General features: G+C 67.5%; 10 protein-coding genes. 3 read left to right on the top strand and 7 right to left on the bottom strand.

The features are described 5' to 3' along the window. Positions 1 to 71 precede the first annotated feature (71 nt). The 3 genes from CAL24_RS00885 to CAL24_RS00875 all read right to left on the bottom strand — a co-directional run bounded on the left by CAL24_RS00885 (position 72) and on the right by CAL24_RS00875 (position 2,946). On the bottom strand, positions 72 to 1,088 hold the full coding sequence (locus CAL24_RS00885) for a TRAP transporter substrate-binding protein (protein WP_028353708.1): 1,017 nt from the start codon (positions 1,086 to 1,088) through the stop codon (positions 72 to 74). Between the two features lie 84 nt (positions 1,089 to 1,172). Continuing rightward, entirely contained in the window at positions 1,173 to 2,453 is a 1,281-nt protein-coding gene (locus CAL24_RS00880) for a TRAP transporter large permease (protein ID WP_094805483.1), read from the bottom strand. 34 nt (positions 2,454 to 2,487) lie between these two features. Next, the gene (locus tag CAL24_RS00875; protein ID WP_419670614.1) at positions 2,488 to 2,946 is read right to left on the bottom strand and encodes a TRAP transporter small permease; all 459 of its coding nucleotides are present in this window, start codon (positions 2,944 to 2,946) and stop codon (positions 2,488 to 2,490) included. A gap of 199 nt (positions 2,947 to 3,145) precedes the next feature. Here CAL24_RS00875 and CAL24_RS00870 point away from each other — a divergent pair, with 199 nt between their 5' ends. Then, positions 3,146 to 4,174, top strand: coding sequence for a LacI family DNA-binding transcriptional regulator (locus CAL24_RS00870; protein WP_094805482.1), 1,029 nt, complete (start codon positions 3,146 to 3,148; stop codon positions 4,172 to 4,174). Positions 4,175 to 4,195: 21 nt separating this feature from the next. Here CAL24_RS00870 and CAL24_RS00865 read toward each other — a convergent pair whose 3' ends face one another. After that, positions 4,196 to 6,757, bottom strand: a complete 2,562-nt coding sequence (locus CAL24_RS00865; protein WP_038853276.1) for a cation:proton antiporter — start codon at positions 6,755 to 6,757, stop codon at positions 4,196 to 4,198. A gap of 400 nt (positions 6,758 to 7,157) precedes the next feature. Between CAL24_RS00865 and CAL24_RS00860 the strand changes: the two genes are divergently transcribed. Continuing rightward, positions 7,158 to 7,964, top strand: coding sequence for a phosphodiesterase (locus CAL24_RS00860; RefSeq protein ID WP_028353712.1), 807 nt, complete (start codon positions 7,158 to 7,160; stop codon positions 7,962 to 7,964). A gap of 269 nt (positions 7,965 to 8,233) precedes the next feature. Here the strand turns inward: CAL24_RS00860 and rpoH are convergent, their stop codons facing one another. After that, the gene (gene rpoH, locus CAL24_RS00855) at positions 8,234 to 9,121 is read right to left on the bottom strand and encodes an RNA polymerase sigma factor RpoH (protein ID WP_038853279.1); all 888 of its coding nucleotides are present in this window, start codon (positions 9,119 to 9,121) and stop codon (positions 8,234 to 8,236) included. Positions 9,122 to 9,380: 259 nt separating this feature from the next. Between rpoH and CAL24_RS00850 the strand changes: the two genes are divergently transcribed. Beyond that, positions 9,381 to 9,647, top strand: coding sequence for a DUF1488 family protein (locus tag CAL24_RS00850; protein ID WP_028353714.1), 267 nt, complete (start codon positions 9,381 to 9,383; stop codon positions 9,645 to 9,647). Positions 9,648 to 9,656: 9 nt separating this feature from the next. Here the strand turns inward: CAL24_RS00850 and CAL24_RS00845 are convergent, their stop codons facing one another. Together CAL24_RS00845 and fghA are read right to left on the bottom strand one after the other, a co-directional pair. Beyond that, entirely contained in the window at positions 9,657 to 10,346 is a 690-nt protein-coding gene (locus CAL24_RS00845) for a hypothetical protein (RefSeq protein WP_028353715.1), read from the bottom strand. Between the two features lie 59 nt (positions 10,347 to 10,405). After that, positions 10,406 to 11,257: an S-formylglutathione hydrolase gene (fghA, locus tag CAL24_RS00840; RefSeq protein ID WP_028353716.1), complete on the bottom strand. Its 852-nt coding sequence runs from the start codon at positions 11,255 to 11,257 to the stop codon at positions 10,406 to 10,408. Positions 11,258 to 11,282 lie beyond the last annotated feature (25 nt).

Here is an 11,282-nt window from a genome sequence, read left to right as displayed (position 1 = left end):
GGCGAATCACTACGATGCAACAGTGGACGATGGCGCCGGGTCCGCCCGGACCCGGCGCGGGGCGACGCGGCTCAGCCGCGCGCCTTCTGGATTTCGTCTTGCAGTTCCTTGACCAGTTCGGGGCCCAGTTCCTGGGTGTACTTGTCCACCACCGGCTGCACCTTCTGGCGCATGCGGGCGATTTCCTCGTCCGAGACGACATTGATCTTCATGCCGTGCGACTTCAGGGTGTCCATGGCCTTCTGGGAGTCGGCGCGGCTGTCCTTGCGCTCGAAATCGCGGGACGCCACGGCGGCCTGGCGGATCAGCTTCTGCTCGTCCGGCGACAGCGTGTCCCACCATTTCTTGGACGCCAGCAACACCCACGGCGTATAGACGTGGCGCGTCATGGTCAGGTACGGCTGCACTTCATAGAATTTACTGCTCTGGATGGTCGTGACGGGATTCTCCTGGCCATCGACGGTGCGCGTCTCCAGCGCGGTGAACAACTCCGAGAACGGCATCGGCACGGCGTTGGCTCCCAGCGCATTGAATACGCCCAGCGCCACCTGGTTCTGCATCACGCGCAGCTTGATGCCTTCCAGGTCCTCGGCCTTGACGACCGGGTGCTTGGAGTTGGTCAGGTTGCGAAAGCCGTTCTCCCAGTACACCAGGCCGACCAGCCCCTTGGCCTCCAGCTTCTTCAGCAGCCGCTCGCCCAGCGGGCCGTCCAGTACGGCATCGGCTTCCTGGTCGGTGTTGAACAGGAACGGCAGGTCGAATACGCCGAACTCTTTCACCATGGTGGCCAGCGGCGCGGTCGAGCCCACCATCATTTCCTGCACGCCGCCCACCAGGGCGCTTTGCATCTGCTCGTCCGAACCGAGGCTGGCCGAACCGAACGTCTTCATTTTCATCTTGCCGCCGCTGAGCTTTTCCAGCTCCTCGGCCAGGTGGCGCGCCGCGCGGCCTTGCACGCTGTCTTCGTTCAGGCCATAGCCGAAACGGATCAGGCGCGGCTTGATGTCCTGCGCGGCCGCCACGCCGGCGCAGGCGCACGACACGGCGGCCGTGATCGCCAACAGGGTTCTCTTCCAGGTCTTGCTCATGATGTTCCTCCTTGGTTGCTGGGACGTGCGCGGGCTTGGTTGCCGTGGCAGGGAAATCCAGGACTCTTTTTGAGTGGACGGGTCCTAGTAAAGCCAGCGCGCGGGTACGGTGATCAGTTCCGGGAAGATCACCAGAATGACGAGCAGGGCGGTGTAGGCGGCCACGTAGCGCCACACCCCCCGGCAAATGGTTTCCATGTTGATGCGCGCCACGCCGCACACCACGTTGAGCACCGTGCCCACGGGCGGGGTCAGCAGGCCCACGCAGCCCACCATGACGAACATGACGCCGAAATAGATCGGATCGATGCCCGCCTTGGTGACGACCGGCATCAGCACCGGCGCCAGGATCAGGATGGTGGGCGTCAGGTCCATGACGGTCCCCACCAGCGTCAACAGCACCAGCAGCGCGAACATCAGCATCTTGGGCTGGTCGAGCACCGGCTCGAGCAGCGCGATCAGGTCCTGCGGCATGTCGGCCAGCGTGATCATGTACGAGGACACCATGGCGGCGGCCACCAGGAACATCACCACTGCCGTGGTGCGCGCGGCATTGACGAACAGCGGGCCCAGGTCGCGCCAGGTGATCTCGCGGTATACGAACAGGCTGACCAGCAAGGCATAGACGGCGGCCACCACGGCCGCCTCGGCGGGCGTGAAGATGCCGCCGCGCAGGCCGCCGATGATGATGACCGGCAGCATCAGCGCCCAGACGGCCTGCCGCAGCGCGCTCAGGCGGGCCCGCCACGGCTGGCGCGGCGCCGGCGCCAGCGCACCCTGCCGGCGCGCCACCCAGGACCACACGGCCACCAGGGTCAGTCCCATCAGCAGGCCCGGCGCGATGCCGGCGAAGAACAGCTTGGTGATGGACACATTGGTGGCCACGCCGAAGATGATGAAAGAGATCGAGGGCGGAATGATGGGCGCCACGATGCCGCCGGCGGCGATCAGTCCCGACGCCTGTTCGGCGCTGTAGCCCTGTTCGCGCAGCATGGGAATGAGCAGCGTGCCGAGCGCGGCCGCGTCGGCCACCGCCGAGCCCGACAAGGCCGCCAGCAGCACGCTGGCGAAAATCGCCACGTAGCCCAGGCCGCCGCGGATATGGCCGACGAACATGCCGGCCAGGTTGACGATACGGCGCGAGATGCCGCCGGCGTTCATCAATTCGCCGGCCAGCATGAACAGCGGCACGGCCATCAGCGTAAAGCTGTTGGCGCCCGACAGCATGTTCTGCGCCAGGATCTGCGGATCGAAGAAATTCAGTTGGAACATCAAGGCGACCGCGCTGAGCAACAAGGCAAAGGCGATCGGCATGCCCAGGGCGATGAGCCCCAGCAATACCACCAGGAACAGGGTCAGGGTCATGGCTAGGTGCGCGGAAGAAGCGGGGTCGCGAGGCTCAGACGAGCGGGTCTTCGGGGCTGGCGTCCAGCGGCGGCGCGCCGCCGGCCAGCACCCGCGCCAGGTCGACCAGGGTCAGCACGCCCATGGCGACGGCGGCATACAGCACCGCGGCGTCGAACACGGCCATGGGCAGCCCGGTGACCGGCAGGCGCGTATCCAGCCCGATGACCGTCTGCTTCCAGCTGCCTTCGGCCATCAGCCACAGTACCCATAGCGTCAGCAACTGGCAGCCGATATGGCTGGCCTTGCGCGCGCCGGGCCCGAAACGCGCGACCAGCATGGTCACCCCGATATGCTGGTGATCGCGTAGCGCCAGCACCGAGCCCAGGAAAATCAGCCACACAAAGGCCAGCCGCGACATCTCGTCGGAGACGTTGATGCCGGAATTGAATACGTAGCGCAACGTGACGTTGCCGAACAGCAGCACCACCATGACGACCAGACAGGCCACCATGAGCCAGGTCTGGAGGCGCCGGCAGCCGTCGGCGGCGCGGTCCAGCCAGGTCCGGGGGCCCCGGGGCGGACGCGGGGAAGCAGCCTGCATGCTTGTCTCCGATTGATCTTTTTCGAATGTTGTGCGATGTTAGCGCTAACATTCGGCTGCTGTAAACCCCTTGCGGCAGACTACGCATTTTTCCGGAAACAAATCGGACATGTCGGCACGCAAGCCCCGCAGCACCCGCGACGGCCGGGTCACCATGCAACAGGTAGCCCGGCGCGCCGGCGTCAGCGCCATCACCGTATCCCGCGCCCTGCGCCTGCCCCAGAAGGTGGCCCCCGCGCTGCGCGAGCGCATCCCGCGCATCTGCCAGGAACTCGGCTACGTGCCGAACCACGCCGCCAGCGCGCTGGCCTCGGCCCGGTCGCGCAACATCGTGGCGCTGATCCCCTCGCTGAGCAACGTGGTGTTCGTCGACATCATCGCCGGCATCAAGGAAACCCTCGACGCGCACGACTACCACCTGCTGGTCGGCCTGACCGGCTACTCCCTCGACGCCGAGGAAACCTTGCTGCGCACCTACCTGCAGCATTCGCCCGACGGCCTGATCCTGACCGGCATCGACCACACGCCCGGCGTCTGGCAGCTATTGGCCAGCGTCGGCGTGCCCACCGTCCACACCATCGAAACGCTGGACCCGGCCGCCACCGACCTCAGCGTGGGGTTCTCGCAATTCGACTCCGGCCAGGCCGCCTGCCGCCACCTGGCCGAGCGCGGCTACCGCCGCATCGGCATCATCGGGGCGCAGCTCGACCCGCGGTCGCTGCGCCGCTGCGAAGGCGGCCGCCACGCGCTGCGCGAGGCCGGGCTGTACGACCCGGCGCTCGAAATCATGACGCCCCAGAAATCGTCCATCGCCCTCGGCGCGGAACTGCTCGATCAAATGGTCGACCGGCACCCCGATTGCGACGGCCTGTTCTTCTGCAATGACGACCTGGCCCAGGGCGCGGTCTTCCAATGCGCCCGGCGCGGCATCGCGGTGCCGGCCCGCATGGGGCTGGTGGGGTTCCACGACTTTCCCGGCACCGCCTGGACCACCCCGCCGTTGTCGACCATCGCCACGCCGCGCTACCAGATCGGCGCCACGGCGGCCGGCTTGCTGCTGCAACAACTGGCCGGCAATCCGCCAGACCAGCGCCATGTCGACCTCGGTTTCACGCTGGTGCGGCGCGAGACGACCTGAAGCCCGCGCCGGACGCCGGCCTCATGCATCGGCCGGGGCCGGCGGCGCCGCGGGCGGCGCTGCGGGCGGCGCCGGCGGCGTGGTGGTGCCGGTCTGCGAAAACTGCTTCCACACCTCGATGGCGCGCAGCCGCTGCTTGGCCACCACCTGGATGCGGTCGCGCAGGTCCGGATCGCGCGCCAACAGCGCTTCGAAGTCGCGCAGCGACAGCATCAGCAGCTTGCTGTAGCCCAGCGAATGCACGTCGGGGTTGATCTGCTGCTCGCCCAACAGCGCCAGCTCGCCAAAGAACTCGCCGCTGCCTAGTTCGACCGTCGTGCCATCGGGCAGGTGCACCGCCACCGCGCCGGAGGCGACAAAACACATTTCCAGGCCATGGCGCCCCCGCGTCAGGATCGGCTGGTCGGGCAGCGCCAGGCGCGGCTTGAGCAGCTTGCTGATGGCGCGCAGCGAATCGGGGCTCAGGCCTTCGAACAGCGGCACCCGGGTAATCAGCTCGGCGGCGCCGAGCTCCATGTCCAGCGGCGGGTGCTTGTCGATGTGGCGCCAGCGGCTTTTCAACTGCGCCATCAGGTCGGCATAGACCTCGCCGCTGATCAGGAACTGCTCCAGCATGTCGCGGTAGCGCATGCGTTCCAGCTCGCGCGCGGTGCGGCCCAGGTAGCTCTCCTGCAGCCACAGCGCATAGGACGGATACTGCAGGTTCAGCGCCTGCAAGGCGTGATCGATCAGGTCCAGGCGGCGCTGGTGCGCGGTCACGATGCGCTGGGCCGCGGCGTCGCCCAGCAACGGCGCGATCTGGTCGCGCGCGAACGCGATCAGCCGCTGCGCCACCGAGCGCTTGGTCATCAGGTTGGCGAAACGCTGCCCCAGCTCGCGCGCCAGCCAGCCCTGGAACCCGAACATGTAGTGCATGCGCAAGGCCAGCCGGAAAGCGGTGGAATACCGCACGTCGGCCTCGACGCCGCGCTCGAAGCCCTCCAGCCCGCCGGTGCGCACGGCGTCCTCGAGCCGCTCGGAACGCGCCAGCAGCGACTCCGCCATGCGCCAGTCGACGATCTGCGCCTTGAGAATGTCGAAGAACATTTCCTGCTCGCGCTGTGCGACGATGGCCAGGCCCACCGCAACCCGCTGCTCGTCGGTCATCTGGCTGACCTGGCCATCGTGCACGCTGGCCAGGCTGGCATCGAACACCGCGTGGATGCGCTCGCTCGCCTCCGGGCTGATGTGGTCCGTCTTCGCGACCTCGTCGGCCTTGCCTTGCAAGTCTTCCAGCGCCACCACCAGCGCCTGGTTGCGGATGGTGCGCTCCACCGGCGACAACTGGTTCAAGCCCAGCATGCGGATCAACGGCCGCAGGGTGATGCCGTTGATGAACAGCGTGGCCAGCACGAAGCCAGTGGTCACCACCGCGATGAACTGCCGCGACGCCTCCGGCACCGCCGCCTGCTCGGTCACGGCCAGCGCCAGGGCCAGCGAGACGGCGCCGCGCAGGCCGCCCCACAGCATCACGGTCTTGTAGGGCGTGCTGACCTTGGTGCCCAGCGGCGTCAGCCCCAAAAGCGGCAGCAGGCCGAACACCACGATGGCGCGCGCCACCAGCGTCACCACGAACACCACGGCCACCAGCAGCAGTTCCTCCAGGTCGGCGGCCGCCATCAGCTTCGGGATCAGCATCGCGGCGAACAGGAAGATCAGAGAATTGGCCCAGAAGCCGAACTGCTCCCACGAACTGGCCAGGTGCTCGAACGTGACCGGCGACATGCGGGTGCGGCCGGTCGAGCCGACCACCAGGCCGGCCACCACCGTGGCCACCACGCCCGACACAGCCAGGTAGTGTTCGGAAATGAAGAAAGACAGGTACGCCAGGGTCAGCGTCAGCGTGATCTCCGCGGTGGGAAAGCCGCGCAGCCAGGCGAACAGGAAGCAGGCACCGCGGCCCATCGCATAGCCGGCGATGCCGCCGCCCACGAAGTGGAAAACGAAGTCGTTGAAGATGCCGCCCACCGACAGCGTCCCGCGGCCGCCCAGTACCGCCAGCAGCACCGAATACAGGGCGATCGACGCGGCGTCGTTGAACAGGCTCTCGCCCTCGACCAGCGTGGTCAGGCGCTTGGGCGCTCCCACTTCCCGGAAAATGCCCACCACCGCGACCGGGTCCGTGGTGGCCACGATGGCGCCCAGCAGCAGGCAGGCCACCAGGCCATACGACGATACGGCGCTGACGGCAAAGCCCACCACCACCGTGCACACCACCACCGCCACGATGGCCATCATCAGGATCGGCCCGATGTCGTCCATCAGCCGGCGCACATTCATGGCCAGGGCCGTCTCGAACAGCAGCACCGGCAGGAACACCATCAGGAACGTCTCGGACGAGATCTCGAAGTGCTCGATGGTGTCGAACAAATCGCCCAGCACCGGCGGCGCCCAGCCATGCAGGTGCAGGCCGATGCCGAGCAGGCAACCGACAATCGCCAGCAACACCGAATAAGGCAACTTCAAGCGGCCGGCCAGCGGCGGCATGAAGCACACCAGCGTCAGCAAACCAGCCAGGCCGAACACAACAAAACCAATATCCATGAACCGGGCATTCCGGAGACGCATCGCGCGGAGCAACAAGAATAGCTTCTTTTGCCGCCGGGCCGCCCCAAGGCAAAAGGCCCCCACGGGGGGCAGCAAGCCGCAGGCGCAGCGTGGGGGCCTTCCCTACCGCCGGGCCGCCCCAAGGCAAAAGAGCCCCCATGGGGGGCAGCAAGCCGTAGGCGCAGCGTGGGGGGCCTTCCCTACCGCCGGGCCGCCCCAAGGCAAAAGAGCCCCCATGGGGGGCAGCAAGCCGCAGGCGCAGCGTGGGGGCCTTCCCTACCGCCGGACCGCCCCAAGGCAAAAGAGCCCCATCCATGTTTCGTTACGCGTCACGGCTGGCCAGGCCGTTTTTTTCGGTAAGGTTACGGGGTTCGTTCGATATCCGCAGGAGCCGCCCGTGCCGGCAAAGACTTCCAGCGCCGGCCGCGCCGACGCACCGATCCTGGTGGTGCAACTCACCGACACGCATCTGATGGCCGATCCGGCAGGCGTGCTGTGCCACGTCAACACCGACGCGAGCCTGCGCGCGGTGCTGGACCTGGTGCGCGCCAATGGCCATCGCCCCGACCTGCTGCTGGCCACCGGCGACCTGTCGCACGACGGCTCGCCGGCGGCGTACCGCCGCCTGCGCGAACTGCTCGAGCAGACCGACTGGCCGGTGCGCTGCCTGCCCGGCAATCACGACGATCCACAGGCCCTGCGCGACGCCCTGGGACAATGGACCCAGCCGGTCACCGACATCGGCGGCTGGCGCATCGTGCTGCTGGACTCCACCGTGCCGGGCTCCGACGCGGGCCACATCGACGAAGCCCAGTTCGACATACTGGAGCGCGCCGCCGCCCTTGCGGGCGACCGCCACGTGCTGGTGGCCTTGCACCACAACCCGTTGCAGATGGACAGCGCCTGGCAGGACACCATGATGGTCGACAATGCCCAGGCATTGTTCCGGCGCCTGGCGGAACTGCCCCGCACGCGGGTGCTGCTATGGGGCCATGTGCACCAGGCCTTCGACCGCCGGCGCCACCACATGCGCATGCTGGCCACGCCGTCCACCTGCTTCCAGTTCGCCATTCGTGACGGCCGGCACGAGCTCGACGCGGCCCCGCCGGGTTATCGCTGGCTGAAGCTGTATCGCGACGGCTCGCTGGCGACCGGGGTACGGCGCCTGGATACGGCCATCTGGCGCGAAGCGCTGGCCGCGTAGCGGAAGCAGGGTGGAATGAGGGGCGCCGCGTTGGCGGCGCAAAAAAAACGGGGCACCGATATGCTAGGTGCCCCATAAGCATCCGTTTCATAGGGGAGGGGAAAGAGGAGAAGCCGAAACGGATGACAAGACTGCATGCCGGGAACCGGTATATGCGGTCTACATGAAGTTAGGCGGCGGGACGCGGATTAAGTTTCCGCTCCGATGGGGTTGGGCCGCGTCGATTTTGAATCAAAATGTATCAACGAGGCCGGCTGGCCGGCGACGCGTCAGGCCGCGGCCAGCGTGCCTCGCATCTTCTTGAGGGCGGCGGCTTCGATCTGGCGGATGCGTTCGGCCGACACGCCGAATTCCTGTGCCAGTTCCTGCAGCGTGATGCCGCCGTCATCCTGCAGCCAGCGGGCTTCGATGATGCGCCGCGAGCGCGGATCCAGCGCTTCCAGCGCGTGGGCCAGGCCGGCGCCCTGCAGTTCGTCGTGCGCCCGGCGGTCGAGCACGCGGGTGGGCTCCTGGCGGCAATCGTCGGACAGGTACGCGATGGGAGCGAACGGCTCTTCGTCATCGTCCTGCTTTTCCAGCGACAGGTCGCGGCCGGACAGGCGCACTTCCATTTCGCTGACGTCCTCGCGGCGCACGTTCAGTTCCTGGGCGATGCGATCGACCTGTTCGGGATCGAGCGTGTGGCCGTCGGGACGCATGCTGCGCAGGTTGAAGAACAGCTTGCGCTGGGCCTTGGTGGTGGCCACCTTGACCATGCGCCAGTTGCGGATGATGAATTCGTGGATCTCGGCCTTGATCCAGTGCACGGCGAACGACACCAGACGCACGCCGCGCTCCGGGTCGAAACGCTTGACGGCCTTCATGAGGCCGACATTGCCTTCCTGGATAAGGTCGGCGTGCGGCAGGCCGTAGCCCAGGTATTGGCGCGCCACCGAAACAACCAGCCGCAGGTGCGACAACACCAGTTCGCGGGCGGCGTCGAGGTCGTCGCGGTCGCGCAGGCGGCGGGCCAGCTCGGTTTCGCGCTCGGCGGTGAGCACCGGCAGGCGGTTCACCGCCGAAATATAGGCTTCGATGGTGCCGAGCGAGCCTGGATTGGCAATGGCCAACGCCAGGGCGTTGCCGGACAGGGCCAACGAGCTGCTGGGTTGTTTCATGGTTGCGGTCTCCAGGGTAGGGGTGGACGACTGTATCAGATTGATGTTAGCACTCTCGGCATGCGAGTGCTAATTCGACTGCTGCACTGCCGCAGAGTTCCCGGGCAAGCCCGCGATAATACGTCCCTATTTACCTCTCGCGCGCCCGCTACCTTGCGGTGTCCGGCAAGGCGCGTGCCGGCCGGCCCGCCCCGCGGCACGCCGCTTGCCAGACAGCCCTCACGGGCGGCAAGCCAGCCCTTTGACGCGAGGACTCCATATGAACGCATTCGCCAAAGCCACGCACGCGCAGGCCCGCGGAGACGACATCGTCTTCGAACTCGAGACGGGCGGTGTCACGCGGCAGTTCGAGATCTCCGGGGACGCGCTGCGGCGCTATTTCGGCGCCGCCGACGGCACGGGCGCCGAATTGCTGCGCGCGTTCGAGAACGGACAGGAAAAAATCCAGGCGCTTGCAAAAAAAGCGCAATGGGTACCTTCGGACGGCGTGATCAAGCTGGGCGCCGGGGATTTCGACGATGACTGAACAACCAGCCTACCATCCCAGTTCCCGCAGCCGCTGTTCAGTGGCCTCGCCCTCGGGACGTATCACCACCGCGCCGCGCGGGTCCATATAGACCCGATAGCGGGCGCCGTCGAACATGGGCATGTAGGCGGCGCTGCCATATTGCACGTCGACGAACGGCAGCCAGTTCGGGAACACGCGCTTGAGGGCGGCCAGGTCGGGCACCGGCCAGTCGGCCAGCGAGTGCAGCGAGCGCGGCGCGGCCTGCTCGCGGGCAATGTCGCTATGGCGGCCGGACAGGCGTTCGAAGGCATACAGCGGCGGCACGCCGGCCAGCAGCGCGGGCAGCCGCCAGCGCACCACCTTGGCGTCGATCTGCCACTGGTCGCCGGCCAGCGGATACATGCGGGTGCCCAGGCCGGGCGCTTCGGCAGTCAACTGGAACTGCCCCGGCGCCTGTTCGTGGATCTGCACGCGGGCCACCGGCTCGTCGGTGGTCAGGCGCAGGAACTGCACCAGCGTCAGTGCCAGCACGGCCGATACGGCGGCCAGCGCGACCAGCAGGGCGCCGAACAGGCGCCGCACCGGGCGCAGCCGGAACACTCGCCGCCCGGACGCATCGCGCGGCCCGCCCCGGCCGAACAGCAGCGCCAGGCCCGGGACCAGCACGATGCAGGCCGCCACGGCCATCCAGACGAAGGGAGCCAAGCCGTATATCACTGTGGGCCTCCTTGGACATGCGCGCCGGCGCCATGCGGGCGGCGCGCTCCGGCGCAGGACTACGTGTTGTATTGGTCCGCGTGGAAGCGGATGTGATCCTGCATGAACGTGGAAATGAAGTAGTAGCCGTGATCGTAGCCTTCGTGACGGCGCAGCGTCAGGGGCTGGCCGGCCTGCCGGCAGGCCTGCTCGAAGGCTTCCGGGTACAGCTGCTCAGCCAGGAAACCATCGGCCAGCCCCTGGTCCACCAGGATGCCGGCGGGGAATGGCCGCTGCGCGCGGGCCATGAGCTCGCTGGCGTCATGGGCCTTCCAGGCCTCGGGGTCGGCCCCCAGGTAGCCGCTGAACGCCTTGCGCCCCCATGGGCAGCGCGTCGGCGCCGCGATCGGCGCAAAGGCCGACACCGAACGGAACTGCCCGGGATGGCGCAGCGCCAGCACCAGCGCGCCGTGCCCGCCCATCGAATGGCCGAATATGCCGGTGCGCTGCGGATCGCCGGGCAGCTCGCCGGTGGCGATGCCGTAGAGCTCGCCCGCAACGTAGCTTTCCATGCGATAGTGGGCGCGCCACGGCTCGGCGGTCGCATCCAGGTAGAAGCCGGCGCCGGTGCCGAAGTCCCAGTCGTCGTCCTCGCCGGCAATGCCGGCGCCGCGCGGGCTGGTGTCGGGCGCCACCAGCATCAGGCCGTGCTCGGCGGCCAGGCGCTGGGCGCCACCCTTGATCATGAAGGTCTCTTCCGTGCAGGTCAGCCCGGCCAAGTAGAACAAGACCGGCACGCGGCCCTGTTCGGCCTGCGGCGGCACGAACACGGAAAACCGCATGGGCAGGCCGATCTCGGCCGATGCGTGGCGGTAAAAGCGCTGCCAGCCGCCGAAGCAGCGATGTTGCGAGATCAGTTCCAGGTCTGCCATGGCCTGTGCTTTCCTGTTGGCGATT

The sequence above is a fragment of the Bordetella genomosp. 2 genome, from assembly GCF_002261345.1.
Taxonomy (GTDB): Bacteria; Pseudomonadota; Gammaproteobacteria; order Burkholderiales; family Burkholderiaceae_B; genus Bordetella_A.
The sequence above is the reverse complement of the archived record's forward strand: the minus strand, read 5'-3'. Positions and strand labels throughout refer to the sequence as shown.